27 protein-coding genes and 2 tRNA genes are annotated in these 26,270 nt (G+C 68.9%); 9 read left to right on the top strand and 20 right to left on the bottom strand.

What is annotated here, in order from left to right:
- Positions 1-76: 76 nt before the first annotated feature.
- Positions 77-149 (bottom strand) — tRNA-Glu (locus tag RIN43_RS13210).
- A gap of 144 nt (positions 150-293) precedes the next feature.
- Between RIN43_RS13210 and RIN43_RS13205 the strand changes: the two genes are divergently transcribed.
- Positions 294-932: an MBL fold metallo-hydrolase gene (locus RIN43_RS13205; protein ID WP_309129389.1), complete on the top strand. Its 639-nt coding sequence runs from the start codon at positions 294-296 to the stop codon at positions 930-932.
- A gap of 1 nt (position 933) precedes the next feature.
- Positions 934-1,812 (top strand): phosphotransferase, encoded by an 879-nt coding sequence (locus tag RIN43_RS13200; RefSeq protein ID WP_309129388.1) that lies wholly within the window; start codon positions 934-936, stop codon positions 1,810-1,812.
- On the opposite strand, the gene pepN is transcribed toward RIN43_RS13200, so the two are convergent.
- Positions 1,798-4,317 carry an aminopeptidase N gene (gene pepN / locus RIN43_RS13195; protein WP_309129387.1) on the bottom strand — a complete coding sequence of 840 codons (2,520 nt, stop codon included), beginning with the start codon at positions 4,315-4,317 and terminating at the stop codon, positions 1,798-1,800. The two genes, RIN43_RS13200 and pepN, sit on opposite strands and share 15 nt — an antisense overlap.
- A 46-nt stretch (positions 4,318-4,363) precedes the next feature.
- On the bottom strand, positions 4,364-5,560 hold the full coding sequence (locus tag RIN43_RS13190; protein WP_309129386.1) for a PLP-dependent aspartate aminotransferase family protein: 1,197 nt from the start codon (positions 5,558-5,560) through the stop codon (positions 4,364-4,366).
- A gap of 114 nt (positions 5,561-5,674) precedes the next feature.
- Here RIN43_RS13190 and RIN43_RS13185 point away from each other — a divergent pair, with 114 nt between their 5' ends.
- The gene (locus RIN43_RS13185; protein ID WP_309129385.1) at positions 5,675-6,160 is read left to right on the top strand and encodes an Lrp/AsnC family transcriptional regulator; all 486 of its coding nucleotides are present in this window, start codon (positions 5,675-5,677) and stop codon (positions 6,158-6,160) included.
- Here RIN43_RS13185 and RIN43_RS13180 read toward each other — a convergent pair.
- Complete coding sequence (locus RIN43_RS13180) at positions 6,075-7,463, bottom strand: APC family permease (protein ID WP_309129384.1); 1,389 nt, start codon at positions 7,461-7,463, stop codon at positions 6,075-6,077. The genes RIN43_RS13185 and RIN43_RS13180 overlap by 86 nt on opposite strands.
- Positions 7,464-7,616: 153 nt before the next feature.
- Between RIN43_RS13180 and RIN43_RS13175 the strand changes: the two genes are divergently transcribed.
- Both RIN43_RS13175 and RIN43_RS13170 read left to right on the top strand, forming a co-directional pair.
- Entirely contained in the window at positions 7,617-8,087 is a 471-nt protein-coding gene (locus RIN43_RS13175; protein ID WP_309129383.1) for a carboxymuconolactone decarboxylase family protein, read from the top strand.
- Entirely contained in the window at positions 8,084-8,431 is a 348-nt protein-coding gene (locus RIN43_RS13170) for a GNAT family N-acetyltransferase (RefSeq protein ID WP_309129382.1), read from the top strand. The genes RIN43_RS13175 and RIN43_RS13170 overlap by 4 nt, the downstream gene beginning before the upstream one ends.
- A 16-nt stretch (positions 8,432-8,447) precedes the next feature.
- On the opposite strand, the gene RIN43_RS13165 is transcribed toward RIN43_RS13170, so the two are convergent.
- Both RIN43_RS13165 and RIN43_RS13160 read right to left on the bottom strand, forming a co-directional pair.
- Entirely contained in the window at positions 8,448-9,443 is a 996-nt protein-coding gene (locus tag RIN43_RS13165; protein ID WP_309129381.1) for a pirin family protein, read from the bottom strand.
- 83 nt (positions 9,444-9,526) lie between these two features.
- Complete coding sequence (locus RIN43_RS13160; RefSeq protein WP_309129380.1) at positions 9,527-9,877, bottom strand: hypothetical protein; 351 nt, start codon at positions 9,875-9,877, stop codon at positions 9,527-9,529.
- Positions 9,878-10,149: 272 nt separating this feature from the next.
- On the opposite strand from RIN43_RS13160, the gene RIN43_RS13155 reads away from it, so the two are divergent.
- The 3 genes from RIN43_RS13155 to RIN43_RS13145 are packed head-to-tail and all read left to right on the top strand — an operon-like array spanning position 10,150 to position 11,731.
- On the top strand, positions 10,150-10,458 hold the full coding sequence (locus RIN43_RS13155) for a hypothetical protein (protein WP_309129379.1): 309 nt from the start codon (positions 10,150-10,152) through the stop codon (positions 10,456-10,458).
- A gap of 5 nt (positions 10,459-10,463) precedes the next feature.
- A complete protein-coding gene (locus RIN43_RS13150; protein WP_309129378.1) occupies positions 10,464-11,228 on the top strand; it encodes a hypothetical protein in 765 nt (254 codons plus the stop codon).
- Positions 11,225-11,731 (top strand): YfcE family phosphodiesterase, encoded by a 507-nt coding sequence (locus RIN43_RS13145; RefSeq protein ID WP_309129377.1) that lies wholly within the window; start codon positions 11,225-11,227, stop codon positions 11,729-11,731. The genes RIN43_RS13150 and RIN43_RS13145 overlap by 4 nt, the downstream gene beginning before the upstream one ends.
- 108 nt (positions 11,732-11,839) lie before the next feature.
- Here the strand turns inward: RIN43_RS13145 and RIN43_RS13140 are convergent.
- From RIN43_RS13140 to RIN43_RS13095, 10 genes are all read right to left on the bottom strand, one after another.
- Positions 11,840-11,911: transfer RNA gene (locus RIN43_RS13140), tRNA-Gln, on the bottom strand.
- Positions 11,912-11,999: 88 nt separating this feature from the next.
- Entirely contained in the window at positions 12,000-12,500 is a 501-nt protein-coding gene (locus tag RIN43_RS13135; RefSeq protein WP_309129376.1) for a lipocalin family protein, read from the bottom strand.
- Between the two features lie 88 nt (positions 12,501-12,588).
- Positions 12,589-13,899: a threonine/serine exporter family protein gene (locus RIN43_RS13130; RefSeq protein ID WP_309129375.1), complete on the bottom strand. Its 1,311-nt coding sequence runs from the start codon at positions 13,897-13,899 to the stop codon at positions 12,589-12,591.
- Between the two features lie 28 nt (positions 13,900-13,927).
- A complete protein-coding gene (gltX, locus tag RIN43_RS13125) occupies positions 13,928-15,439 on the bottom strand; it encodes a glutamate--tRNA ligase (RefSeq protein ID WP_309129374.1) in 1,512 nt (503 codons plus the stop codon).
- A 42-nt stretch (positions 15,440-15,481) separates the two neighbouring features.
- A complete protein-coding gene (locus RIN43_RS13120) occupies positions 15,482-16,240 on the bottom strand; it encodes a methyltransferase domain-containing protein (protein ID WP_309129373.1) in 759 nt (252 codons plus the stop codon).
- A complete protein-coding gene (locus RIN43_RS13115) occupies positions 16,237-17,496 on the bottom strand; it encodes an MFS transporter (protein WP_309129372.1) in 1,260 nt (419 codons plus the stop codon). Before RIN43_RS13115 ends, RIN43_RS13120 begins: the two co-directional genes overlap by 4 nt.
- Positions 17,493-18,269: a fumarylacetoacetate hydrolase family protein gene (locus tag RIN43_RS13110; RefSeq protein ID WP_309129371.1), complete on the bottom strand. Its 777-nt coding sequence runs from the start codon at positions 18,267-18,269 to the stop codon at positions 17,493-17,495. The genes RIN43_RS13115 and RIN43_RS13110 overlap by 4 nt, the downstream gene beginning before the upstream one ends.
- A gap of 115 nt (positions 18,270-18,384) precedes the next feature.
- Positions 18,385-19,488 carry a branched-chain amino acid aminotransferase gene (locus tag RIN43_RS13105; RefSeq protein ID WP_309129370.1) on the bottom strand — a complete coding sequence of 368 codons (1,104 nt, stop codon included), beginning with the start codon at positions 19,486-19,488 and terminating at the stop codon, positions 18,385-18,387.
- Between the two features lie 47 nt (positions 19,489-19,535).
- On the bottom strand, positions 19,536-20,585 hold the full coding sequence (locus RIN43_RS13100) for a 3-isopropylmalate dehydrogenase (protein WP_309129369.1): 1,050 nt from the start codon (positions 20,583-20,585) through the stop codon (positions 19,536-19,538).
- A 105-nt stretch (positions 20,586-20,690) separates the two neighbouring features.
- Positions 20,691-22,229: an MFS transporter gene (locus tag RIN43_RS13095; protein WP_309129368.1), complete on the bottom strand. Its 1,539-nt coding sequence runs from the start codon at positions 22,227-22,229 to the stop codon at positions 20,691-20,693.
- Between the two features lie 105 nt (positions 22,230-22,334).
- On the opposite strand from RIN43_RS13095, the gene RIN43_RS13090 reads away from it, so the two are divergent.
- On the top strand, positions 22,335-22,928 hold the full coding sequence (locus RIN43_RS13090) for a helix-turn-helix domain-containing protein (RefSeq protein ID WP_309129367.1): 594 nt from the start codon (positions 22,335-22,337) through the stop codon (positions 22,926-22,928).
- Positions 22,929-22,935: 7 nt separating this feature from the next.
- On the opposite strand, the gene serA is transcribed toward RIN43_RS13090, so the two are convergent.
- The 4 genes from serA to RIN43_RS13070 all read right to left on the bottom strand — a co-directional run bounded on the left by serA (position 22,936) and on the right by RIN43_RS13070 (position 26,203).
- Positions 22,936-24,552, bottom strand: a complete 1,617-nt coding sequence (serA, locus tag RIN43_RS13085) for a phosphoglycerate dehydrogenase (RefSeq protein ID WP_309129366.1) — start codon at positions 24,550-24,552, stop codon at positions 22,936-22,938.
- A 142-nt stretch (positions 24,553-24,694) separates the two neighbouring features.
- Positions 24,695-25,021, bottom strand: a complete 327-nt coding sequence (locus tag RIN43_RS13080; protein ID WP_309129365.1) for a hypothetical protein — start codon at positions 25,019-25,021, stop codon at positions 24,695-24,697.
- The gene (locus tag RIN43_RS13075; protein WP_309129364.1) at positions 25,018-25,560 is read right to left on the bottom strand and encodes a hypothetical protein; all 543 of its coding nucleotides are present in this window, start codon (positions 25,558-25,560) and stop codon (positions 25,018-25,020) included. The genes RIN43_RS13080 and RIN43_RS13075 overlap by 4 nt, the downstream gene beginning before the upstream one ends.
- Positions 25,561-25,573: 13 nt before the next feature.
- Positions 25,574-26,203: a TetR family transcriptional regulator gene (locus RIN43_RS13070; RefSeq protein WP_309129363.1), complete on the bottom strand. Its 630-nt coding sequence runs from the start codon at positions 26,201-26,203 to the stop codon at positions 25,574-25,576.
- Positions 26,204-26,270 lie beyond the last annotated feature (67 nt).

The following is a 26,270-nucleotide window of genomic DNA, read 5'->3' as shown; positions in this document are numbered from 1 at the left end:
GATTGATTCCCCTGAATAGAGCTCACCAGGCAAAGGCGAAGGCCCTCCGATCCCTCGGAGGGCCTTCGAGTCGCTGTGACCCCAGCGGGATTCGAACCCGCGTTACCGCCGTGAGAGGGCGGCGTACTAGGCCGCTATACGATGGGGCCGTCCGGCCTTCCGGCCGTTCAGGCAACCGTAGAAGTCTGCCACGACGCATCCGCTGTCACCAAATCCCACGACCCAGCACCGGCATCACGGGCGTGTCGCATCAGCCGCTTGCCGAGGGGCCGAGGGTGGAGTTGACTCGAGGCATGCGCGTCACCAAGCACGAGCACGCCGCTCTCCGCATCGAACACGACCAGCAGACGCTCCTCATCGACCCAGGCTCGTTCACCACTCCGCTCACGGACCTCAGCGACCTCGCCGCCGTCGTGATCACCCACGAGCATCCCGATCACTGGACGACCGAGCATCTCGCCGCCGCCCTGGCGGCCGCGCCTGACGCACCGGTGTACTCGACGGCCGGAGTCGCACAGGCCGCCGAAGACGTCCCGGTGACCGTCGTCGAACCCGGCGACACCGTCACCGCGGGTCCGTTCACGCTGCGCTTCTTCGGGGGTGACCACGCCGTGATCCACTCCTCGCTCCCCCGCATCCGCAACGTCGGCGTGCTCGTGAACGACCTGCTCTACTATCCAGGCGATTCCTACGCGGTTCCGGAGGGCGTCGACGTCGACACCCTCGCCGCGCCCCTGGGCGCACCCTGGCTCAAGATCGGCGAGGCGATGGACTTCGTGCTGGCCGTGTCGCCTCGTCGCTCGTTCGGCACTCATGACATGACGCTCTCCGACGTCGGCCGCAGCATGCACAGAGCGAGACTGCAGTGGGCCACGGAGCAACACGGCGGGCGCTTCTTCGCCCTCGACCCGGGCGACTCGCTCGATCTCTGACGTGGCCGACTCCCCACCAGCCGAGCTCCGCCTGCACGAGCACGAGGTCAGAGCGCTGCTGCGCGCCCAGGCGCCGCACCTGGCCGACCTCAGCCTCACGCCGATCGCGGAGGAATGGGACAACGTCACCTGGCGCCTCGGAGACGATCTCGCGGTCCGGATGCCGCGCAGGGCAGCCGCAGCGCACCTGATCCACCACGAGCAGTTCGCGCTGCCGCTGCTCGCGCCGGCGCTCGCCGACGCCGGGATCCGCACGCCGGTGCCGCTGGTCCACGGTCGCGCCGGTGCGACGTTCCCCTGGCCGTGGTCCATCGTCCCGTGGCTTCCCGGCACTCCGGCGCTCGCCCGAACTCGAGCGGAGAACGCCGGATGGGCGGAGAAGCTCGCCAGGGCTCTTCATGCCCTCCATCGGCCTGCACCATCGGACGCGCCCTCGAACCCCGTTCGCGGAGTCGCGCTCGGCCGGCGCGACGAAGGAATCCGCGAGCGTCTTCGGCGGCACCCCGAGCATCCCGTTCTCACCGAGGCCTGGGAAGCAGGCCTTCGAGCGCCGCTGAACGCCGAACCCGTCTGGATCCACGGCGACCTGCATCCCGGCAACATGCTCGTCGACGGCACCGACCTCACGGCGATCATCGACTTCGGCGATGTCACTGCCGGCGATCCCGCCTACGACCTGGCCACCGGATGGATGCTGTTCGAGCCGGAGGGTCGAGAGCGGTTCCGCCGCGCGGCCGGCGACCGGTACGACGACGGCGACTGGACGCGGGCGCGGGCGTGGGCCGCCGCACTCGCCGTCATCCTCATCGGCGCCAGCGACGACCGACCGGCTCTTCGTCGCCTGGGACTGGAGACCGCCGCTCAGCTAGCGGACGGATGACGGCTGCGCGGCACGCACAGTCAACTCGCGGCGGAGGTCGTCGCGCTGCTCGATCACCAGGCGCAGCAGGGCACCGGGCGCATCGCTGTTCGCGTCGAGCCAGGCGTCGACGGAATCGGTGCTGTCCGATGCCGGGAAGAGGCCGACGACGAGGCGCTGGGCGAGCTCGATGCTGCGCTCCGACCACGCATCGCGGATCCGCGCGAAGTACTCGTCGTCGAACGCGTCGGTCAGGTCGCGTCGTCCACCCGCGCGGAACCCGCCGATGGTGGCATCGAGATGATCGTTGCTGAGACTGAGGTCGTTCCACGCCGCATCCCATGCCGCGGCACGCACATCCGCGTCGGGTCGGGAAGCCAGTGCGCGGATCTCAGCCGTGCGCCCCGCGGCCGTGGCGTCCTTCGCCAGCTCCTCCGCGATCATCTCGGCGTCGGCGTCGCCCGTGGTGGCGAGGGCGGTCATCATCAGCCAGCGCACGTCCGCGTCGATCGGCAGGCCCTTCGGCGCGTCGCCGTCGAGAATGACGCGCACCTGCTGTGCACGGGAGCGATCGTAGCTCGCCGCCGCGGCGAAGGCGCGCGCCCATGCGAGCTGGGTGTCGCTGCCGGCGTCTGCATCCTGCAACGAGGTCCAGGTGGTCTCGAGCCACTGCCGTCGCTGTTCGGCGCGTGAGTCCTCTCCGGCGTAGTGCTGCACCGCGAACGCGGCGTTCTGCAGCACAGCGGTGAGCAGGGCGACGTTGGGCTCGGCGGGCGCGTGGCGACCCACGATCTCCAGGTAGCGGGCGACCGCCAGCTCACCGTCGCGCGTCGCGTTCCACAGCGACGACCACACCAGGCCGCGGACGAGGTCATCCTCGAGCGTGCTCAGCGAACGCGCGACCGCGTCCAGTGAGCTCTCGTCGAGCCGTGCCTTCGCGTAGGTGAGGTCGTCATCGTTCAGCAGCACGAGTGCCGCATCCGGGATCTCCACCTCGGTGCGGTCCTGATCGACGCGGATCCCGATGCGCTCCCGCAGCGTCAGCCGCTCGCCTTCGAGGTCGTACAGCCCGATGCGAAGGCGATGCGGACGCGGCCCCGCCTCGCCGCCGTCCTGGACGAGCACACGCCGGCCCTCGGCATCCGTCTCGAGCCACAGCGCGGCCACGCCGCTGGTCTCGAGCCATGCCCGCGACCAGGCACGCAGATCCTCCCCCGACACCTCTTCGAGCTTGTCGAGCAGGTCGTCCAGCGTCGTGTTGCCGAAGGCGTGCCCCCGGAAGTAGCGACGGGCGCCCTCGAAGAACGCTTCCTCACCGACGTAGGCGACGAGCTGCTTGAGCACGGCCGCTCCCTTGGCGTACGTGATGCCGTCGAAGTTGAGCTTCGCCGCTTCGAGATCCGGGATGTCGGCGACGATCGGATGCGTGGTCGGCAGCTGGTCCTGGCGGTACGCCCAGGTCTTGCGGCTGTTCGCGAACCGCGCCCACGCGTCCGTGAACCGGGTGGCTGCGGCGGAGGCGTGCGTTCCCATGTAGTCGGCGAACGACTCCTTGAGCCACAGATCGTCCCACCACTGCATGGTCACCAGGTCGCCGAACCACATGTGCGCCATCTCGTGCAGGATGGTGTTCGCTCGTCCGCCTCGCTGCGCGTCGGTGGCGGCTCCGCGATGGATGTACGACTCGGTGAAGGTCACCAGCCCCGGGTTCTCCATCGCGCCGAGGTTGTACTCGGGCAGGAAGATCTGGTCGTACTTGCCCCACGGGTACGGGTACGCGAACGCGTCGGTGAAGAAGTCCAGGCCCTGCCGGGTGACCTCGATGATCTCGTCCGCCTCGAGATGCTCGGCCAGCGATGCACGGCACAGCACGCCCAGGTCGATGCGCTGGTCCCCCCTGCTCCACTCGCCGTCGATGCGGGCGTAGGGGCCCGCCGCGACCGCCGTGATGTAGCTCGAGATCGGCTGCGTCTCGGCGAACTCCACGCGCTGCACGCCGATACCCTCGTGCACGCGCTCAGGTGACTGATTCGACAGCACGTGCCATCCGGCGGGGGCAGTGACGTCGAAGGTGTACTTGGCCTTCATGTCGGGCTGCTCGAAGCACGCCATGACGCGACGGGCGTCGGCCGGCTCGTACTGCGTGTACAGGTAGGTCTCTCCGTCGACCGGATCGTGGAACCGATGCATCCCCTCGCCGGAGCGGCTGTAGGCGGCGACGGCCTCCACGCGCACCACGTTGTGCGATCCGAGCCCGTCCAGCAGGATCCGCGCACCGTCGTAGCGCACATCGCGCTCCTCATCGTTGACCACCACCCTGGTGACGCTCTCGCCGATGAAGTCGAGCCAGGTGGCGTCGGTGTCGGCGTCGAACGTGAGGGTGGTGACGCTGGGGAACCCGGTGCGGGCCTGCTCCGGTGCGCCGGTGAGATCGAGTTCGACTCGCACGCTGCTCACCGTGATGTGCGCCGCTCGCTCGGCCGTCTCTTCTCTGGTCAGGTTCGCGGAGGCGTTCGCAGAGGTCATTCCTCCATCGTGGCATGACAGCGGCGGGCGCTGAGCATCCGTCGCCTCAGTGCACCGCCTCTGTCGCGACCACCGCCTTGGCCAGTGCCTGCTCGAGGTCGGCGATGAGGTCGTCGGCGTTCTCGAGGCCGACCGACAGCCGCACGACGTCGGCGCCGGGGCGGGCCTGCGGTGCGACAGGCCGGTGCGTGAGCGCCGCCGGATGCTGGATGAGCGAATCCACCCCGCCCAGCGACACAGCGTGCGTGAACAGGCGCACGGAGCCCGTGAGCGCCTCGGCAGCGGCATACCCGCCCGCCAGGCGGATGGCGATCATGGCGCCTCCGCCGCGCATCTGCCGTCCGATGAGCCGGCGCTCGTCCGCGAGCTCGGGATAGAACACCTCGGTCACGGCAGAGTGATCCTGCAGACGCGCGACGAGCGCCCGGGCACCGGCCTGCTGGGTGCGCATGCGCACCGGCAGAGTGGCGAGCCCGCGATGCAGCAGATAGGCCCCGAGCGGATGCAGGAGTGCGCCGGTGATCGCACGCACTCGCCGCAGGGCCTGCGCGCGGGGCTCGGAGCATGCGATCACGCCGGCGATCACGTCGCCGTGGCCGCCGATGTACTTGGTCGCGCTGTGCAACGACATCGCTGCGCCGAGGTCGAGCGGGTTCTGCAGCAGCGGGGTGGCGAAGGTGTTGTCGACCAGCACAGGCACTGTCCCGGCCTGCTCGACGACCGATGCGATGTCGACCAGATCGAGCGTCGGATTGGCCGGCGTCTCGAGCACGATCAGGCCGGTGTCGGGGCGGATGCTATCACCGACCGCGTCCTCATTGCAGAAGGTGACCTCGGCTCCGAGCAGGCCGGAGTCGAGCAGGTGATCGGTGCCGCCGTACAGCGGACGCACCGCCACGATATGGTGACGGCCGATCGCGGTCGTGTGCGAGAGGATCGCCGCGGTCATCGCGGCCATCCCCGACCCGAACGCCACCGCGGTCTCGGCGTGCTCGAGCTCGGCCAGTGCCTCCTCGAAGCGTGCCACCGTCGGGTTCCACAGTCGCGCATATACGCTGCCGCCGTCGGGCAGAGGCTGCCCGCCGGTGGCCATCGACTCATAGGAGTCGCCGCCGTGAACGATGTCGGGCAGCGGATTCGTCGAGGACAGGTCGATGGGAGCGGCATGCACTCCGAGCGCCGCGAAGTCCGATCGGCCGGCGTGAACAGCGACCGTGTCCGGGTGCAGTGGAGAATCGAGCATGACCTCAGAATGCGCCCGTGCGACGATTCAAATCCAGCCCGATTGTCGCGAACCGCCTGAACGGTGTCCTATCTTGTTCACTGAACAACTTCCTACGGATCATCGGAGGCCACGTTGCCGTCAGAGCGGAACACGCACGGTGTCGTCGACGAACTCGACCTGGGCATCCTGGCCGAACTCGCCGGTCAGCCGGACGCACCGGTGAAGCAGGTCGCCGCGGCTCTGGGCATACCGGCGTCGACGTGTGCCTTCCGCCTGCGGTCGCTGCGGGCGCGCGGCGTCATCTCCGGAGTGCGACTCGTGATCGACCCGGCGGCCGTCGGCGCACCGGTGCAGGCGATGATCCGAGTGCGATTGGCCAATCACAGCAAGGAAGGGGTTGATGCTCTCTTCGACGCGCTGGTGGCCACGGACGGAGTGCTGCAGGTGTTCCACATCGCCGGAGGCGACGACTTTCTCGTGCATGTCGCCGTGGCCGATGCGGTCGCGCTGCGCGATATCGTGCTCGAGCACATCACGGTCCACCAGGTCGTGAGGGCGACGGAGACTCAGCTGGTGTTCGAGCTGCGCGAGGGCGCCGGCGTCGTGCCACGACGCTGATCACGTGCAGGCCAGCGCCGACCGCGAGCAGGATTCCCGCGAACAGCCAGACGATCGGGCGCTGCTGGGTGAGCAGCACGAGGCATGACGCGACGCCGAGCACCGGGACGATCGTCCATACCCGGAAATGATCGTGCTCCACCCGGTCCCGCCTCAGCACGAGCACCGAGACGTTGGCGCTGATGAAGACGATCAGCAGAAGCAGTACGACGGTCTCGGCGAGAGTGGCCAGATCTCCGATCAGCGTGAGCAGCGTGGCCACAGCAGTCGTCGTCACGATGGCGACCCACGGCGTGCGCCTTCCCGGCAGGACGCGCGACAGCACACTCGGGAGCAGCCCTTGCTCGGCCATTCCGTAGGCGAGCCTGCTCGCCATGATCATCGTCAGCAGGGCGCCGTTCGCCACGGCGATGAGCGCGATCAGGCTGAACAGCCACGAGGGCACCTGCAGCCCCGTCGCCTCCACAACGGCGAGAAGCGGACCGCTGGACTGCTGTAGCTCGGCGGGCGGAAGCGCGGCCGCGCTGGCGAGCCCGACCAGCACGTACATGACCCCCGCGGCGATCAAGGCCCCGAACAGAGCTCGCGGGTAGTCGCGCCGTGGATTCCCGACTTCCTCGATGACGTTCGCAGACGTCTCGAACCCCACGAACGAGTAGTAGGCGATGATCGCACCGCCGAGCACCGCCGGTGCGAGACCGACCCCGTCCGGCAGCTGCGCGGTGCGCGACAGGTCGCCTCCGCCGCCTCCGACGAAGACCGCCACGACGACGACCACGATCACCAGCCCCGACAGCTCGATAGCCGTCATCACGAGGTTCGTCCGCATCGACTCGCGGATGCCTCTTGCGTTCAATGCGGCGACCAGCAGCAGGAAGACCATCGCCGCGGGCACGACGGGTACGTCCAGGAATGTGCCGAGATAGTCTCCCGCGAACGCGATCGCCAGCCCCGCGGCGCTGACGACCCCGGCCGCCAGCATGCTGAATCCGACGAGGAACGAGATCAGGGGGCTTCGGAAAGCCCGCTCCGCGAACACCGCCGCTCCCCCGGCGCGCGGATACTTCGTGACGAGCTCCGCATACGAACCCGCGGTCAGCAGCGCGAGCAGAAGCGCGACGAGCAGCGGCGCCCAGAGCATGCCGCCGGCTTCGACCGAGAGCACACCCATCAGCGCATAGATGCCCGCGCCGAGTACGTCACCGAGGATGAATGCGAACAGGAGCGGCCCGGAGATCGCGCGGCGCAGCCGGGTCGTGGGGACAGAGGCGTCCGGCGTGGACGCGGCGTGGTCGGAGAGCATGGCGAGACTGTATGGCACGTGACGAGAGCCAGGCACCAGCCTTGACACCACACACGCGCCGCCGATAGTGCCGCCGCGCGGAATGCGCGGATCAGACCATAGGTTGGTGGTGACAGAAGTGCATTCGCACTCACCCGAGCGTGAGGAGGACCCATGCGTCCGTACCTGGACAAAACCGCCCCCGGCGTCTGGAAGGCCATCACGGCGTACTCGGCCGTCGTGGCGCAGGAGGCGGAGCGTCGAGGACTGAGCCAGCAGGAGTCGGAGTTCATCAAGGTGCGGGCCTCGCAGCTGAACGGCTGCGCCTTCTGCCTCGACCTTCATTCGCGAGAAGCACGTTCCTCCGGCATCACGCCGCAGAAGCTCGATGTGCTGCCTGCCTGGAGGGAGAGCACGTTGTACACGGAGCGGGAGAAGGCGGTGCTGGCCATCGCGGAGGCGACGACCCGGATGCCTCTCACCGAGGAGTCCCGCGCCGATCTCGAAGGATCTCGCGCTGTGCTGGGCGATGACGCCTTCGCCGCCGCCGAATGGGTGGCTGTGACGATCAACGCGTTCAACCGGGTCTCGATCCTCAGCGAGCACCCCGTGCGACCTCGCGACGCGGACGGGGTGAGGCTGTGACCGGCCGGTACACCGTCGAGCACGAACCGGATCAGTCGCGGTATGTGCTCGTCGACCGGGAGGCAGGCGCTTCCCAGCCGGAGGAGATCGGCGAGGAGTCGTACGTCGACGTCGAGGGTGAGCGCGTCTTGTACCACACGGTCGTCTCGGACGAGTATGCGGGTCAGGGCCTTGCGTCGCTGCTGGTTCGAGAGGTCGTCGAGGACACGATCGCGTCAGGACTGCGGATCGTGCCGGTGTGCCCGTACGTAGCGGCGTGGTTGCCCAAGCATCCGGAATACGCCGAGCACGTCGCCGAACGGCGGGCTGAGCACGGAGCAGCCGTTCGCGCCCGGGTGGGCTGAACGCCGACGCATCCCGTCACTCCCTCGGCCGAAGGCGCACGGTTGGCATGGGAGGAGCAGGCAGCGGGGCCCGCTGCCCCGCCGCGAAGGGGCCGAACAGTGGTGCCTTGCCCTCGTCTGCCGGGTGGGCCGGCTCGAACCCGAGCTCTGCCTGATAGCGGCGCCGATACTCCTCGATCTCGTCATGGCTGCGGCCGATGAAGTTCCACCACATCACGATCTGCTCCCCGAGGGGCACCCCGCCCAACAGGATCACTCTGGCCCCCTCCGGGCCGGCAGCGATGTGCAGGGTGTCGGAGCCCGTCGGGACGTACCCCAGGGAACGGTGCTCCACCGTGGTGCCGTTCACCACGACGGCGCCGGTCTCGGCCAACGCGGCGTGCTCGAAGTCCGGACGGACGCGGAGCATCGTTTCCGCGCCGGGTCGAAGGGTGAGTTCGGCGCCGAGCAGGTCAGGGGTACGGGTGTCCACCGGGGAGACCGAACCCGCGAGCTCACCGATGAACACCCGAGCGGTGACCCCCTGCAGATGCACGGGCTGCGGGGCGTAGTGCTCGAAATGCTTGTCACTGAAGCGCGTCGACTCGGGCAGCGCGTACCAGAGCTGGACCCCGTGCAGCGTGGTGGTGTCCGCGGTACTGATCTCCTGATGTGTGATGCCGCTGCCTGCGATCATGAGGTTCAGCTCCCCGGGCAGCACGGCTGCCGCGACACCGTTCGAATCGAGGTGGTCGATGCGTCCGGTGAACAGCCAGGACACGGTGGCCAGGCCTGTGTGCGGATGCCGTGGCACCTCCATCCCGCCCGTGAGCGCGACGTCGTCGGGTCCGTAGTGGTCGAGAAAGCACCACGCGCCCACCAGTGAGCGGCGCTTCTGCGGCAGCGTGCGGTAGACGGTCATCGCCCGCACCCCGCCCAGAGGGACATCTCGGGGTGTGAGCACCTCGACCTCGGTGCACGGTCGGCCCGGCTCAAGGACGCTGACAGGTGGGTTCTTCTCGAGATTTGTCATGCGAACGCTCCTCTACGCCCCTGGGGTGCTCCTGTCAGCGTATCGATCCTCCGAGCCGCCTGGGGCGGAGCACGCGCCTCGCGTCAGTCCCGCGCGTCGATGTCCTCGAGCAGGTCCTTCAGCGTCTTTGCGATGGAGTCGTGGTCGTACTGCCCTGCACGGCTCTCACCGGCGATCACGGCGCAGCGATGCAGCCTGCGGAAGTCGCCGTACGGGAATCTGCAGCGGCCCTTCGTGCCCTCGGTTTCGTCGGTGTCCTCGCCGAGATGCCAGAGAGCGAAAGCCTTCATGCCGTGCTTCTCTATGAACGCGTTCTCTTCGTCCGTCCCCGGTGCATGCTCGCTCCAGTCGTCGCGCTCGTCGCGCACCACGTCGCCGTCGCGCAGCAGCCGACGCGCGTGCGCCAAGGCCTCCTTGTTCAGTCGCACAGTCACCTGCTTCTCCTCTCCGACCCCCGCGGGGACCCCGGGCGGGCCACTCGTGATGATGGCCCGCCGATCCTGCTCTCAGAAGGGGATGGCCCGAGTCGCCACGCCGTGCTATCGCTCCCCCGGCCGCACTCACATAGCGCGTCGGAGCGCGCGAATCCAGCCCGTTGAGAAAGTCGGCGCCGAGACGGATCGTGGACGCTCTAGGGAGGCGTGACATGAGAAGGAATGCGCCTGAGTCGCCGGTACCCGGCTCGCGAACCGATCCCACTCGCGTGATGAATCAGCCCGCGCTGCGGACATCTTCAGGCGCGGTCTGGCTGATCACTGCGACGATCTTCACGGCGGTCTGCCTCGTGCCCCTGGTCGCGATCATCGTGACCGGCGGCGCCGCGGCATCCGTCGCCCTGATCGCGACGGTGCTGCTGGCCTGCCTGCTGACGACGATGTTCATCGTGCGCTTCACGATGACGCCCGGCACACGTCAGCTTCGTTGGCTCGCCGCCTGCATGCTGAGCATGGCCGTCGTGGCACTCATCGCGATGATCGTCTGCGTCATGATCGTCTGGACCTCGGTGCGGAGCTGAGCGGCATGGACAGCATCCTGTATCTGGTCTTCGCACTCGCCTATGCGGTGCTGTTCTTCTGGATGATCGCCCTCACCCTCTCACGCAGGCGCATCATCGCCTCCGACCTTGCGGCGCTGGTCGTGGCGGCGCTGGTCTATGACAACGCCGTGCTCGCCGTCGGCGCACTCGTCGGGGAGGGCGAAGGGCTGCGCGTCGCCAACGGCCTTCGCTTCTGGATGCACGCCTTCGCCACGCCCCTGCTTGTCATCGTGGGTTGGCACGCCATGTCACGGGCGGGCATCCGATGGGCCGCGCGCGGCTGGGCGGCCGCTGCCGCTGTGGCTCTGAGCGCCGTGCTGATCGCGTGGGAGCTCGCCACGAGCACCCTGCGGATGGAGCTCGTCGCCGAGACCGAGTACGGCGCGGTGAGTTATTCGGATGCCGCCGCGCCGGCAGGGCCACCCGTCATGGCGCTCATCGTCGTGGCGGTGCTGCTGCTGGCGGGCATCCTGGTCTGGATCCGCCAGAAGTGGCCGTGGCTGACCGTCGCCGCGGTCGTGATGGTCGCAGGGATCTCGATCCCGCTTCCCGTGCAGAGTGGCGCCGTCACCAACGCGTTCGAACTTCTGCTGCTCATCGGCGTCGTCGCGACCATCGGCTTCCAGGACGGCGCCGAGCCCGCCCCCGCCCCGACGGGCCTGGGCAGACTGCCGCGTTCGGCGGGGGGCACCGCGCGCGACGCCGGGTCGCCTTCGCGTGCGGACGACGCCCCGAGGATGCGACGGTGACGACGAGGCTGCTCCTGCTCGCCGACACGCATGTTCCCCGTCGTGCACGTCACCTACCCGACGACGTGCTCATCGCAGCGGGCGCGGCCGATATCGTCGTGCACGCGGGCGACTGGGTCGACGAGGCAACGCTCGACCTGCTCGAGCAGCATTCCGCTGTGCTTCACGGGGTGCACGGGAACAATGACGGCGCTGCAGTGCGAGCACGGTTACCGGAGGTCGAGCGATTCCGGGTGGAGGATGTCGAGGTGGCGGTCGTTCACGAGACAGGTCCTGCGAAGGGCCGTGAGCTGCGCGGGGATGCTGCCTTCCCCGGAATCGACCTGCTGGTCTTCGGACACTCCCACATCCCCTGGGACACACGCTCGCCCCTCGGCATGCGCCTGGTCAATCCCGGATCGCCGACGGATCGCCGCCGGCAACCGCAGTGCACGATGATGCTCGCGACGATCGACGAAGATGCGGTCGGGATCGAGTTGTGCACCGTGAACCGCGCGCGTTGATTCGCGGACTTCGGGGCGAGTCCGCGGTCCCGAGTCAGGGTGCCCGGCGCGCAGAAGCAAGAAGCCCGGTCACCCGCCTGAGGCGGACTTCCGGGCTTCTGAGAAGTGCTGGGGTACCTGGACTCGAACCAAGAACAACTGAACCAGAATCAGCCGTGTTGCCAATTACACCATACCCCAAGGGCGAAACCGGAGCCTCGCACCGAGGTTCAAGCTTACCCGACAGGCCCGCAGATGGCGAATCGGTGCGCGGCGCCCGGGCGTGGCGTCATGCGACCGACGCGACCGTTCCGGACTGACTCGGGCGTATCCATTTCTCCAGTTCGAAACCCTGCTCGCGCGCCGTCGCGAGGAACGACTGCTCGACGGCATCGGAGATCTCGGGCGAGCGCGCGAGGAGCCAGAGGTGCTTGTGGTCGGGAGTGCCCACCAAAGCGTGCTCATATCCGTCGTCGACGCGCAGCACCCAGTAATCGGCCTGTGTGAAGGGGAGCCACCGCAGCGCCTCGGGAAGGAAGCTCACCCGCAGCCGACCCGGGTGCTCCCCGTCCGGCACCGCTCTGCCGATCGCCTGAGTCGGCTTCCCGTCCTCGTCGATGCAGCGGTTGTCGACGCGGACACTCCCGTCATCGTCGATCGAGTACTCGGCGGTCACATCGCGCGCCGCGTCGTCCTCGAACCTGAGCGGGAGCCTGCCGATCTCGAACCAGAGTCCGAGGTAGCGGCCCAGCTCGAAGGCCGGAACCGACCGTACCGTCTCTTCCGTCATGTCCTCCTCCTTCGCCATCCGGCCACGCTAGACGCCGGCCAGTCCGGCCCGAAGAGGGTTGCATGAGCATCCCCGCTCGGCTACGCCCTCACATCTCACCCATGCGCGCCGGTCTCACCCAGCGCAGCGTGAGCGTCGAGCGGGTGATGCGGCCGAGATCGGCCAGCAGTGCTCCCACCTTCGTGCCGATGCACAGGCTGAGGAACATCATCGGCGCCGACACGAGCGCCTGCGCATCGAAGCTCGCCAGTGCGACCAGCCCGATCGTCCCCGGTACCAGAAGCAGGAACGCCGGCTGGAACGACACCGTGGCCGGCACCGCCAGCATGACCCGCTCGAGCACACGCGCGGCGACGAACAGCACCGCCGCCGCCACCCCGGTCGCGACGATGCTGCCCACCACCTGACTGAACAGGGCGAGAACCGCATACGTCCCCGTCATCACCACCACGCACACGACGGTCAGGCGGAAGCCGGAACCGAAGGCGAGCCCGATGCCGATCGCCAGCACGAGCACGGCGAGCCACGCGGCCCAGACCGGCGGGAGTGCCTCCCAGCCGCCCCGATCGTCGGCCAGTCGCACGGCCTCGCCGACCAGCGCGGCCGATGCGGAGTCGATCCTCAGGCCGGTGAGAGCGGCCCCGGAGTAGACGCCGGCGGCCATGAACGCCAGCATGATCAGCCCGTACATCAGCCGGGACGCTCCCGTGACGATGTCGGTGGATGTCAGCTCGAGCAGGGCGTTGGTGATCAGTGCACCGGGCACGAGGATGGCGATCGGAGCGCACACCGCGAACAGCGGCACCGCGCCCAGATCGAGCAGCCCCGCCACAGCGCCGACGAGCAGAGTCGACACCAGCGCCGAGACGAACGGTGCGATGGCGGCGGCGGCACGAACGCGCATCATCACGAGAGTGAGGGCTCCCACCAGCGCGCCGACGACAAGGGCGAGGAGGATCGCCCACCAGGGGCAGCGGAACAGGGCCGCCAGCGACAGAGAGAGCAGAGCGCACCCGATCACGTTCTGCAGACCCGGCAGCCGCCGCGGGGTCGCGCGAATTGCGGCGATGCGCGCGGACGCGGCGTCCAGCAGCACCTCTCCGGCCTCGAGATCGCGTACGAGCCTGCTCGCCCGCGCCGACTGGCGGAAGGTGAGCGCCTCGCCCTTGCCGATCACCGTCGTCGTCGCCGACGCCGACCCCGGCCTGCTCACCATGACCATCTCGGGCAGGATCGCGAACTCGACGGGCAGGTCGGGCAGAGCCCGCCTGCTCACCTGCTCGAGCGAGCCGCGCACGTCGGTGACCGATGTGCCGCACTCCAGCAGCAGAACTCCGAGTTCGCCGAGTATGACGTCCGCGTCGGCCGCCGGCATGGCGGCATCCGTCCTCGAGTCCATCTCGGGCGCTCCGCCTTGCCCAGCCGGCTCAGCGAGCCAGGTGGCCGCCCAGCGCTCTCAGCCGACGGAGCGTCGCATCCTTGCCGAGAAGCTCCATCGACTCGAAAAGCGGCGGCGAGACGCGACGTCCGGTCAGCGCGACACGGGGCGGACCGTAGGCGACGCGGGGCTTGAGACCCAGCTCCTCCACCAGCTTGGCGCTCAGCGCCGACTGGACCGCCTCGGTCGTGAACTCCTCGATCGGCTCCAGTGCTGCGATGCAGGCGTCCAGCACCTCCGGCGCGTTCGCCGGCAGCCCCTTCAGCGCATCGTCCTCGACGACGACCTGATCCGTGAAGAGGAACCCGAGCATGCCCGGTGCCTCGCCGAGCAGCTGCATGCGCTCCTGCACCAGCGGTGCCGCACGGAAGGTGAGCACGATCTGATCATGCGTCGGCTCGCCTGCGCCGTACACTCCCGCGGCGGCCAGGTACGGCACAAGCCGCTCTGCGAAGTCCTTGCCATCGAGCATCCGGATGTGGTCGCCGTTGATCGACTCGGCCTTCTTCTGGTCGAATCGAGCCGGGTTCGGGTTGACGTTCACGATGTCGAACGCGGCGATGAACTCCTCGAGCGAGAAGACATCCCGGTCGGGACCGATCGACCAGCCGAGGAGGGCCAGGTAGTTCAGCAGCCCCTCGTGGATGAATCCACGCTCGCGGTGCAGGAACAGGTCGGCCTGCGGGTCGCGCTTGGACAGCTTCTTGTTGCCGGTCTCTCCCAGCACCAGGGGCATGTGCGCGAAACGCGGCACGAACGTCGTCACTCCGGCCTGGATCAGCGCGTCGTACAGCGCGAGCTGGCGCGCCGTTGACGGCATCAGGTCCTCACCGCGCAGCACGTGGGTGATGCCCATCAGCGCATCGTCAACGGGGTTCACGAACGTGTACAGCGGAACGCCGTTCGGACGCACGACCACGAAGTCCGGGAAGGACCCGGCGGGGAAGGTGACCTCGCCGCGGATGAGATCGACGTAGGTGAGGTCTTCGTCGGGCACGCGCAGTCGCAGCGCAGGCTGACGGCCCTCGGCGCGGAACGCCGCTTTCTGCTCCTCGGTGAGGTCACGGTCGAAGTTGTCGTAGCCGAGCTGCTTGGCGCGCCCGTTCGTCTCGTTCCGCGCGTCGATCTCCGCGGCCGTGGAGTAGCTCTCGTAGAGGGCACCGGTCGCGAGCAGCTTGTCGATCGCCTCACGATAGATGTCGTGACGCAGAGACTGCCGGTACGGCGCGTGCGGGCCGCCCACTTCGACACCCTCGTCCCAATCGATCTTCAACCACGTGAGCGCATCGACCAGCTGGCGGAAGCTCTCCTCGCTGTCGCGGGCCGCATCGGTGTCCTCGATGCGGAACACCAGCTTCCCGCCGTTGTGGCGTGCATACGCCCAGTTGTACAGGGCCGTGCGCACCATGCCGACGTGCGGCAGGCCGGTCGGAGAAGGGCAGAAGCGCACGCGGACGTCGGATCCCGTCGCGGTGGTGGTGAGGGGGTGCGGAGTAGCCATATCCCCTCGATCCTATCGGGGCCGGATGCTGAGCCGCCGACCTCAGTGCGTGCGGTCGACGGCGATGGCAGCGGTCTGCGTCAGCGGCACGCGACCGTCTTCCGCGCGCTCCGCCACGACCTCGTCGAACGCGACGCGGAAGCGCCGCCGGTCGGCATCCGGAAGACCGCGGAAGAAGCTTCCGACGCCCGCCACTCCCCCGTCGACACTGCGCCAGAGCGTCCGCGGCTCCGGCCGCCACGTCCAGGTCAGTTCGATCACCTCCGGACGCCAGCTCGCGTCGCGCAGCATCCGCTCGAAGCCTGTCACTGTCCGGTCGAAGTCCTTTTCCTTCGGAAGCAGGCCACCCGAAGCCGGCGCGAGCCCCGCCCGCTGCGTGACGTCGGCCCAGATACGGGTGGAGGACTGCGTCCAGATGGATGCGACCACGATGCCACGGCTGACTCGCTGCAGCTCGGCCGCCCCGGCCCGCGGGTCGGCGAGGTGATTGAGCACGAAGTTCGCGGCGACCGCATCGAACGCGTCATCATCGAACGGGAGGTGGGGCAGAGCCCCGTCTCCGACCGGTACGCCCGGATGCCGCTTGGCCGACACCGCTCGCATGCTCGGCTCAGGCTCGCAAGCCGTGACCTGCCAGCCCACGGAAGCCCATTCCGCTGCCAGCGTGCCGTCGCCGGATCCGACATCGAGCAGCGACCTTCCGCCGGCCTCACCGGCCAGCGCGCGCAGCGATTCCCCGGTGCCTGCGCACAGCGCCGCGTACGAGTCGGCGTACGCCTCGCCGACACCCTGCCAGCTCATGCACCTTCCCTGATGCGCCCGAACGGCGAGAGCAGCGTGATCGCGAGGACGATGACCAGCGCCACCGCACCCAGCCCGCCGTAACCGAACGCGCTGAGCACCAGACCGGCGCCCGCCGCGCCGGCCGCTGCGGTGAGGCTCATGAGCGAGTCGCTGATGCCCTGCCGGCGCGGGCGCATCGCCACGGTCGACGACTCGGTCAGCAGCGCGGCCCCGGCGACGGTCGCCGCGCTCCAGCCGAGACCGAGCAGGATCAGGGCGACCATGACGCCTGCGGCGTGCTCGCCGGCGAAGATCGCGAACAGCAGCGAAGCGGCCAGCATCGCCTGCCCGAGCAGAACGACTCGGATCCGTCCCCACCGATCGGTGAGGATCCCGAACACGGGCGACAGGCCGTACATACCGGCGACGTGCAGCGCGATCGTCACGCCGACCAGCAGCGTCACATCGGTGCTCGTGGCGGCGGTGCCGTGGGCGCCGTGCGCCATGTGCGAGAGGTGAACCGGCGTCATGGCCATGACCGACGCCATCACGGCATGAGAACCGGAGACGGCGAAGATCGCGTAGCGTGCCGACCTCGGGCGGTCATGGCTCGCCCCGAGAGGTGAGTGGACCGACGGGGTCGCAGCGAGGCGGATCGCGGTGAGCAGTGGATCCGGTCTCAGCGCGACGAGGTAGAGCACCAGCGCCGCCATCTGAGCGACGAGCGAGAACAGGTACGACCCGGTCAGCGGCGGCATCCCGATAGCGTGCCCGAGGGCTTCGCCGGGGGTGAGCAGCAGCGGGCCCGTGACGCCGCCGATGGTCGTCGACCACACCACGATCGACAGATCGCGACCGCGATGCTCGGGTGCCGCCAGGTCGGTGGCCGCGAATCGCGACTGCAGGTTCCCGGCGTTGCCCATGCCGATCATGACGATGCCCACCAGCAGAAGCGGGAACGCCCGCAGCGCCGCGGCGGCGATCACGGTCGCCACGCCGATGAGGGCGAACAGGTTGCCAGCGGTCAGCGAGAGTCGCCGCCCGCGGCGCGCGGCGAACCTGGCGAGCGGGATGGCGAACGCAGCCGCGCCGAGCGTGACGGATGCCGTCGCGAGGCCCGACAGCGCGTCGTCGCCGGAGAGATCGGCAGCCAGCAGGGCCCCGAGCGACACTGTCGCGCCGAAGGCTATGCCGCCGAGGACCTGACCGAGCGACAGCACCAGCACCGTGCGGCGCTGCAGGGCGCCGACGGCGTCGGCGGTGAGAGTGGTCACGAGGCGGGCGCGGCGTCGCGCACCGGGTTGCGCAGGGTGCCGATGCCGGTGACCTCGACCTCGATCTCGTCCCCGGCGACGACCGCGCCCACTCCGGCCGGCGTTCCCGTCATGACGACGTCACCGGGCAGCAGCGTGAAGACGGCCGAGGCGTAGGCGATGATGTCGGCGACGGAATGGATCATGTCGGTGAGCGGCGCCTGCTGGCGCACTTCGCCGTTCACGCGGGTCTCGATGCGCGCAGCGCCGGGGTCGAACTCCGTCTCGATCACGGGGCCCAGTGGGCAGAACGTGTCGAATCCCTTACCGCGGGTCCACTGTCCGTCCTTGCGCTGCAGGTCACGGGCCGTGACGTCGTTGCCGACCGTGTAGCCGAACACGTGGTCGAGGGCGTCGCCCGCGCGTACGTTCTTGGCGATCCGGCCGATGACGGCGACGAGCTCGCCCTCGAACTCGGTGCGCTCCGAGATCGTCGGCCGCACGATCGCGTCGCCGGTGCCGATCACGGCGGTGTTCGGCTTGAGGAAGAGCAGCGGCTCTTCGGGGGCGACGTTGCCGAACTCCGCGGCGTGGTCGTGGTAGTTGCGTCCGACGCAGACCACCTTGGATCGGGGGATGACCGGAGCGAGAAGGGCGGCGTCCGCCACGGGGACGCGCTCGCCCGTCGGCTGGTACCCGGCGAACAGGGGGTCGCCGTCGAGCACGACCAGCTCGTCCTCGTCGAGGATTCCGTACCGGATGCCGTCCTTGTGGCTGAATCGCGCGATCTTCACCCCACCAGCCTAGCCACTCGTGCCGACAGCGCATCTGCCGCCGACACCCCGGGTGCCGACGCCCACGCGCGGCGGTGTGGACGAGGACCAGGGGTGCCGGCGCGAAGAGAAGGGGTCAGGAGTCCAGGCGCACGAGCCAGCCGTGCTTGTCCTCGCGGCGTCCGTACTGGATGTCGGTCAGCTCCTCGCGCAGCGACAGGGCCAGGTCGCCGAGGGGCTGCTCGTCCTCGAAGTCCTCCGAGACCAGCGCGCCGATCGGCGTCACCACGGCGGCCGTGCCGCACGCGAAGACCTCCACGATGTCGCCCGAGGCGACGCCCTGGCGCCACTCCTCGAGGGAGACGGCTCGACGCTCGACGGTCAGTCCGCGATCCTCGGCCAGCTGCAGCAGCGAGTCGCGGGTGATGCCCTCGAGGATCGAATCGGACTCCGGGGTGACGACGCGGCCGTCCTTGAAGACGAACACGACGTTCATGCCGCCGAGCTCCTCGACGTTGCGATCGGCATCGAGGAAGACGACCTGATCGCAGCCCTTCTCATAGGCTTCGGACTGCGGCAGAAGGCTGGAGGCGTAGTTGCCGCCGGTCTTGGCCGCACCGGTGCCACCCTTGCCCGCCCTGGCGTAGCTCTCGCTCAGCCAGATGCGCACAGGCTTGATGCCGCCGGTGAAGTACGCGCCCGCCGGGCTGGCGATGACGTAGAAGGCGACCTTCTTCGCCGGGCGGACACCGAGGAACGCCTCTTTGGCGAACATGAACGGCCGCAGGTAGAGGCTCTGGTCGGCGCCGGACGGCACCCAGTCGCCGTCCACGGCGATCAGCGCACGCAGCGACTGCAGGAAGTACGCGGTGGGCAGCTCCGGGAGCGCGAGGCGCCGTGCGCTCTTCTGCAGGCGCGCCGCGTTGCGGTCGGGACGGAACGTATGGATCGACCCGTCGGCGTGCCGGTAGGCCTTGATGCCCTCGAAGATCTCCTGCCCGTAGTGCAGCACCGCGGCCGCGGGATCGAGCGGGATCGGCCCGTAAGGCTGCACGCGAGGGCGGTGCCATCCGCCCTTCTCCGACCAGCAGACGTCGACCATGTGATCGGTGAAGCTGGTGCCGAAGCCGGGATTCTGCAGGATCTCCTCGCGCTGAGCCGCGCTCTTCGCGGCGAGGTTCTTCGTGACGGCGAAGGTGAGCTCCGCAGCGGCAGGACTGGTGGTGGCGGTGTCGGTCATGTGGTGTCCTCGATCGGGTGCGGCGGCGATGCGCGCGTGCTTTCAGATTACGCCTGCAGCAGGGCGATGACGGCGTCGCCGGTCTGGCTCGTGCTGCGGGCTCCCTCACGGGAGGCGATGTCCTGCTCGACCGCCTGCTGGACCCGCGTCGCCTCGTCATGCAGACCGAGGTGGTCGAGCAGCAGGGCGACGGAGAGGATCGCCGCCGTCGGATCCGCCTTCTGCAGCCCTGCGATGTCGGGCGCCGAGCCGTGCACCGGCTCGAACATCGAGGGGAAGGCGCCGTCGGGGTTGATGTTGCCCGAGGCGGCGAGGCCGATGCCACCGGTGACGGCGCCGGCCAGATCCGTGAGGATGTCCCCGAAGAGGTTGTCGGTGACGATCACATCGAAGCGAGAGGGGTCTGTCACGAGGAAGATCGTGGCCGCATCGACGTGCAGATAGTCTACGGCCACGCCGGGATGCTCGGATGCCACCTCGTCGACGAGCCGCTTCCAGATGCCGCCCGCGTGCACCAGCACGTTGGTCTTGTGGACGAGGGTGAGCTTGCGACGACGGCGTTCGGCGAGGGCGAACGCGTAGCGCACGACCCGCTCCACGCCGAATGCGGTGTTGACGCTCGTCTCGTTGGCGATCTCGTGCGGGGTGCCCTTGCGGATGCTGCCGCCGTTGCCGACGTAAGGTCCCTCGGTGCCCTCGCGGACGACGACGAAGTCGATCTCTCCGGGGTCGGCCAGGGGCCCGGAGGCGCCGGGGAACAGCTTCGACGGGCGCAGGTTCACATAGTGATCGAGCTCGAAGCGCAGCTTGAGAAGCAGCCCCCGCTCGATGTTCGCGTCCCTGAGCCGGGGGTCGCCCGGCGTGCCACCGACCGCACCGAGCAGGATGGCATCATGTCCGCGGATCGCATCGAGGTCGGCATCCGTGAGGGTGTCGCCGGTCTCGAGGAAGCGGCCCGCGCCGAGCGAGAACGGTGTCTTCTCGAAGCTCACGCCGCTGCCCGCGGTGACGGTGTCGAGCACGCGCTCCGCCTGGGCGATGACCTCGGGGCCGATCCCGTCACCCGGGATGACGGCCAGCTTCACGACACGCGACATGACACTCCTCTCGCCCGGGCCGACGATGCCGCAGGCGCTTCTCCACCAGCGTAGCGGCGCCGCGAGGAGGCTCCCTTCCGTGTGTCGACGGCCCGCACGCTCCCGTCAGCGACGAGCACCGCGCGGTCGCAGCGTGAGCGCGGCGATCACGCCTGCACCGACCACCAGCAGAGCGCCGATCAGCGAGGTGACGGTGACGCCCGATTCGAAGGCGACCACCGCCGCCTCCCAGAGACTCGCGCCCAGCGTCGCCGGCAGATCGTGTGCCGCCGCGTACGCCCCCGCGAGAGTCTCGCGGGCGACGGCGCCTGCGGCATCAGGGACGCCGTCGGGCAGCACCAGCGCGCCGCGGTAGAAGGCGGTGATCAGACCGCCGAGGATGGCGGTGCCGAGCACCGCTCCGAGTTCGTAGGCCGTCTCGGATACGGCGCTCGCGGCGCCGGCCTTCTCCGGCGGTGCGCTGGAGAGGATCAGCTCGTTGGAGACGGTCTCGGCGGCGCCGATGCCGATGCCGAGTACGACGAACGCGACGACCAGCGGCAGCAAGCCGTGGTCCTGTGAGGCGAACGCCACCAGGAGGTAGCCGATCAGTGAGAACACCAGCGCACACGGCACCAGGATGTGCGGGGCGACGCGGCGGGCGATCGGCACGACGGCGAGCCCGGAGACGATCATCATGAGCATCCCGGGCACCAGGGCGAACCCCGCGAGCATCGGCGAGAGACCGATCACGAGCTGCAGGTGCTGCGAGACGAAGTAGAGGAACCCGACCAGGGCGACGACGCTGAGCAGGTTCACCAGGATCGCCCCCGAGAAGGCGCCCCGGCGGAAGAGGGCCATGTCGAGCATCGGGATCCGCGCGCGCAGCTGACGTCGCACGAACAGCACGCCCATTCCGGTACCGAACAGCGCACTGAGCACGGCCGTTACCGTCGGGCCGTCGACGGCGAAGCCCTTGATCGCGAAGACCACGGGGACCATCGCCGCCATCGACAGCAGGATGCTCACAGGATCGATCCGTCCGGGGTTCGGATCGCGGCTCTCGGGGACCAGCAGCGGCGCCCCCACGAGCAGCGGGATCAGCACCGGGACGGCGAGCAGGAACACCGAGCCCCAGGCGAAGTGCTCGAGCAGGAAACCCCCGACGATGGGGCCAAGGGCCGAACCGGCGGAGAACGCGGCGGCCCAGACGGCGATCGCGAATCGCCGCTGGTCCCGGTTCTGGAAGATCGAGCGCAGCAGCGACAGCGTCGACGGCATGAGCATGGCTCCGAAGAAGCCGAGCAGGGCGCGAGCGGCGATCAGGAGACCGGCGGTGGGCGCGAACGCGGCCAGTGCCGACACCGCTGCGAACCCGGTGGCGCCGATGAGCAGCATCCGGCGCCGCCCGAACCGATCCCCGAGTGCTCCCATGGTGACCAGCAACCCGGCGAGCACGAGCGGATAGACGTCGATGATCCACAGCTGCTCGGCGCCGCTGGGTGCCAGTGCGAGGGAGATCTCGGGCAGCGCGAAGCTGAGCACGGTGTTGTCGACCGAGACCAACAGCACAGGCAGCATCAGCACGACGAGCGCGGCCCAGCCCCGCCCTCCGGCGCGGGGGCCGTCAGTGCGCGTGATGTCGATGGATGCCGTGGCAGGCATGCTTTCCTCCGTTACTAAACCGTCCAGCTGGTACAGTAACAGAGGAATGCCTGATCGGATGCTGTGCATTCATACGCATCCGCCCTTCGACCCGAGGAGCTGCCGATGCCCCGCCCTCCCCTGGCACGCGAGCGTGTGATGGATGCATATGAGTCGATCCTGATAGACGAGGGCGGTCGAGCGGCGACGCTCGACGCCGTGGCCAGGACCGCCGGTGTATCGAAAGGCGGACTCCTGTACCACTTCGCGTCGAAGGACGAGCTCGCCGCAGGGCTCGTGGCCAGGCTCGAGGCGCTGACGGACGACGACCTGCTTCGCATGAAGGCCGACTCGGAAGGACCCGTCGCCTACTACGTGCGCACCTCGGTCATGGAGGACGACGCACTCGACCGCGCTCTGATCGCGACCACTCGGCTCGCCCAGGGTGGCTCCGTCATCGCTGCGGCGGGGCTGCGCGAGGTGCGTCGACGGTGGGCCGATGCGATCCGGCCGCACGTGCGCGACGAAGCGGCCCTCGACCTCGTCATGCTGCTGAGCGACGGCCTGTACTTCAACAACTCGCTCGCGTTCGATCCCGCGGACCCTCACGGCGCCGACGGGTTCGTGCCGACCGGCGAGGGCTTGGAGCGTCTCATCCGTCTCGTGACGCAGATGACGCGGGCTCCGAAGGGTTCGGAGCCCGCGTCGTCGGAAGCTTGACGGCCGCTCAGACCTCGGTGATCTCGATCTGGCGGAACAGGTCGGCGTCGATGGCCTCGCTGACGTCGGCGAGCAGCTCCTCCGACACCGGCGAGTCGAGCGTCAGCACGCTGAGCGCCTGAGCCCCAGCCGCCTGCCGCGCGATCTGCATACCGGCGATGTTGATGCCGGCCTCGCCGAACTTCTGGCCGTACACCGCCACGATCCCGGGACGGTCGGTGTACAGCATCACGACGTGGTGCTTCTCGAGAGGCAGCTCGACGGCATGCTCGTTGATGCCGACGAGTTTCTCGATCTGCTTCGGACCGGTGAGAGTCCCGGACACGGAGAGCTGAGAGCCGTCCGAGAGAGCACCGCGCAGGGTGATGACGTTGCGGTACTCCTCGCTCACCTCGTCCTGCAGCAGCCGCACGGCGATCCCGCGCTGCTCTGCGAGCAGGGGCGCGTTCACGTACGAGACCGTCTCACTGACGATGTTGGTGAACACGCCCTTGAGAGCCGCCAGGCGCAGCACGCTCACGTCGTACTCGTTCAGCTCGCCATGCACCTCGACATCGAGGCTGGTGAGCGGCGCCTGCGCGAGCGCGGAGAAGATCTGGCCGAGTTTCTCGACCAGCGGGATCCCCGGGCGCACGTAGGGGTCGATGGCGCCGCCGGCGACGTTGACGGCATCCGGAACCAGATCGCCGCCGAGCGCCAGGCGTACGGAGCGCGCGACCGAGACACCCGCCTTCTCCTGCGCCTCCTCGGTGCTCGCTCCCAGGTGCGGGGTCACGACGACGTTCGGGAGGTCGAGCAGGGCGCGGGCGGTTCCGCCCTCGGCGGGCGGCTCGGACGTGAACACGTCGAGCCCGGCACCGGCGATCTCGCCGCCGACGAGTGCTTCGTGCAGCGCCTCCTCGTCGATCAGCCCTCCGCGAGCGACGTTGACCACGTACGCCGTCGGCTTCATGGCCTTGAACTGCTCGGCGCCGATCATGCCGGTGGTCTCGGGGGTCTTCGGCATGTGGATCGTGAGGAAGTCCGCCTCGGCGACCAGCTCCTCCAGCGAGAGCAGCTGCACGCCCAGCTGCTGAGCTCGTGCGCTGGTGACATAGGGGTCGTATGCGACGACGCGCATGTCGAAGGCATTCAGACGCGCGGCGACGAGCGCGCCGATGCGTCCCAGGCCCACGATGCCGACGGTCTTCTCGAACAACTCGGCGCCGGTGAACGAACTGCGCTTCCATGCTCCGGCCGACAGCGACGCGTGCGCTGCCGGGATGCGGCGGGCGAGGCTGAGGATGTGGCCGACGGTGAGCTCCGCGGCCGAGACGATGTTCGAGGTGGGGGCGTTCACCACCATGACTCCTGCAGCAGTCGCGGCTTTGATGTCGACGTTGTCGAGACCGACGCCCGCGCGTGCCACCACCTTCAGACGCGGCGCATGCGAGAGGGCCTCAGCGTCGATGCGGGTGGCGGAGCGCACGAGCACGGCATCGGCATCAGCGAGGGCTGCGAAGAGGGCCGCACGGTCGGTGCCGTCGACCTCACGGACGTCGAAGTCGGGGCCCAGAGCCTCGATCGTGGCGGGTGAGAGCACCTCGGCGAGGAGAACGACGGGCTTGGCAGGCTGGTTCGGCACAGGAATCCTTCGGGGCAGCACGCGGATGGGATAGCCGATGCGCCGCACGCCGTCGGGGCGCGATCGGGACACACTTTACCTCAGCGGCGACCGCAGCCCCGACCGTGTGACGCGACGCAACGCGCCTCGGGAACTCGATGGCTCAGCCGACGACGAGAAGGTCCCAGTTGAGCACGGTGTAGCCGACGAGGCTCAGGCTGAACGCCGCCACCACGCCAAGACCCGCGAGCAGGATGAGCGCCTGCTCTCCTCCCCCGCGCCTGCGGCCGAACGCGAAGGCGAGCACGAACACCAGCACGGGGAACAGCACGGCGAAGAGCATCGTGGCCCAGCCGGTTCCGCTCAGTCCCTCCTGTGCCAGTGTGATCAGCTGCGCCACGGCGTTCCACACCGCATACGCGTAGAACAGCCCTGCGGCGCCGAGCACGGTGGCCGACAGCCAGCGGGGAGTGTCAGTCGTCTCGGTCATGCGCCCAGCGCTCCCATCGTCACGAAGGGCCACGGCACGAGCAGCACCGCTCCGGCGGCGAGAAGGGCCATCCGCACCCAGGTGGCGCTCCGCCGTGTGCATACCCAGGTGGTGAGGAACCACAGCGCCGGCGCTCCGACGGCCAGCACGAACCACGGGACGTACATCGCCTCGCTGACGATGAGCGGCGCGAGTGCCTTCAGGCGCAGTCCGCCGACGATCCAGCCGACGGTGTAGAGCAGATACACCCCGCCCAGGACTCCCAGGGCGAGGAGGGCGGCGCTGCTGAGCCCGGACCGTTCATCCGGCGACGACGCGGTCTCGTCCGCAGGCCGTGCGCGCTCCTCCGAGTGCGTCGGGGGCGACGCCGCGCCTGCGTCCGCGGCGCCCTCCGACGCGGCGCCTGGGGAATCACGGTCGATGTCGCCGACGTGCTCGCTGCCCCTGCCGACGGCTTTCCAGCCCTCAGGAGGGGAAGCACGCCGAGCACCCTCGTCGCCGTCCCAGCTCAGGGCGTCGTCATCCGGATCTGCGTTCACACCCTCAGCGTACTCACGCTCCTCGATGTTCGGTCCCGTGGTCTTCCGTCGCCGGCGCCCCCAGTCGCTCACTGACCCTGCGCATCGCGGATTCCGCATCCGCCACGGTGATCAGGGAGTTTCCGCCGACGATGTGCAGCCCGTAGGAGTCCTCGAGGGCGACGAGAGTCATGGCGAAAGTGGGCAGATCGAGCTGGGGCGAGAAGAGACCGCGGTCGAGTCCGCGCTGCAGGACGCCGGTGTAGGTGGCGAGCTGGCGGCGGTACATCGTCTCGACCAGCTCGTCGTGCAGGGCGGAGCTGCCGGCGAGGATGTCGAACTCGTACAGCAGCCGCATGAGCGCGTCGTCCGGGCCGTCCGGAAGTCCTGCGCGAATGGCCACGGCAAGCTGGTCACGCGGGTCGTCGAGACCGGCGATCCGATCGTCGCGGGCGTCGCAGAACCGCTCCACGCCCGCGCGATGCGCCTCGACCAGCAGTTCGTCGAGGTCGGAGTAGTAGTACAGGATCGCGCCGCGGGTCAGTCCCGCACGGTGTGCCACATCCGTCAGGGAGATCGAGCGCAGCCCGCGTTCGGAGACGGCCGTCAGCGCCGCCTCGACGAGATCGGCGCGCCTTGCGTCCTGTCTCTTGGGTCTTGCCATTCCTTGACACTACCGCGAATGAATGCCACACTCGATCCATTCTTTGACGTTGGCGTCAAAAAACATT

It is taken from the genome of Microbacterium sp. (assembly GCF_031178445.1).
In the GTDB taxonomy this organism is placed as follows: domain Bacteria; phylum Actinomycetota; class Actinomycetes; order Actinomycetales; family Microbacteriaceae; genus Microbacterium.
Note: the sequence above shows the minus strand (reverse complement) of the source record. Positions and strands in the feature narration are given on the sequence as shown.

Bases quoted from the DNA above. Each gene is read 5' to 3' on its own strand.
- RIN43_RS13100 (WP_309129369.1), bottom strand. From the start codon at position 20,585: ATGTCGCGTGTCGTGAAGCTGGCCGTCATCCCGGGTGACGGGATCGGC.
- RIN43_RS13070 (WP_309129363.1), bottom strand. From the start codon at position 26,203: ATGGCAAGACCCAAGAGACAGGACGCAAGGCGCGCCGATCTCGTCGAG.
- RIN43_RS13175 (WP_309129383.1), top strand. From the start codon at position 7,617: ATGCGTCCGTACCTGGACAAAACCGCCCCCGGCGTCTGGAAGGCCATC.
- RIN43_RS13105 (WP_309129370.1), bottom strand. From the start codon at position 19,488: ATGACCGACACCGCCACCACCAGTCCTGCCGCTGCGGAGCTCACCTTC.
- RIN43_RS13120 (WP_309129373.1), bottom strand. From the start codon at position 16,240: ATGAGCTGGCAGGGTGTCGGCGAGGCGTACGCCGACTCGTACGCGGCG.
- RIN43_RS13190 (WP_309129386.1), bottom strand. From the start codon at position 5,560: ATGCTCGATTCTCCACTGCACCCGGACACGGTCGCTGTTCACGCCGGC.
- RIN43_RS13155 (WP_309129379.1), top strand. From the start codon at position 10,150: ATGAATCAGCCCGCGCTGCGGACATCTTCAGGCGCGGTCTGGCTGATC.
- RIN43_RS13095 (WP_309129368.1), bottom strand. From the start codon at position 22,229: ATGCCTGCCACGGCATCCATCGACATCACGCGCACTGACGGCCCCCGC.
- gltX (WP_309129374.1), bottom strand. From the start codon at position 15,439: ATGGCTACTCCGCACCCCCTCACCACCACCGCGACGGGATCCGACGTC.
- RIN43_RS13180 (WP_309129384.1), bottom strand. From the start codon at position 7,463: ATGCTCTCCGACCACGCCGCGTCCACGCCGGACGCCTCTGTCCCCACG.
- RIN43_RS13150 (WP_309129378.1), top strand. From the start codon at position 10,464: ATGGACAGCATCCTGTATCTGGTCTTCGCACTCGCCTATGCGGTGCTG.
- pepN (WP_309129387.1), bottom strand. From the start codon at position 4,317: ATGACCTCTGCGAACGCCTCCGCGAACCTGACCAGAGAAGAGACGGCC.
- RIN43_RS13080 (WP_309129365.1), bottom strand. From the start codon at position 25,021: ATGACCGAGACGACTGACACTCCCCGCTGGCTGTCGGCCACCGTGCTC.
- RIN43_RS13130 (WP_309129375.1), bottom strand. From the start codon at position 13,899: ATGGACTCGAGGACGGATGCCGCCATGCCGGCGGCCGACGCGGACGTC.
- RIN43_RS13205 (WP_309129389.1), top strand. From the start codon at position 294: ATGCGCGTCACCAAGCACGAGCACGCCGCTCTCCGCATCGAACACGAC.
- RIN43_RS13165 (WP_309129381.1), bottom strand. From the start codon at position 9,443: ATGACAAATCTCGAGAAGAACCCACCTGTCAGCGTCCTTGAGCCGGGC.
- RIN43_RS13090 (WP_309129367.1), top strand. From the start codon at position 22,335: ATGCCCCGCCCTCCCCTGGCACGCGAGCGTGTGATGGATGCATATGAG.
- RIN43_RS13135 (WP_309129376.1), bottom strand. From the start codon at position 12,500: ATGACGGAAGAGACGGTACGGTCGGTTCCGGCCTTCGAGCTGGGCCGC.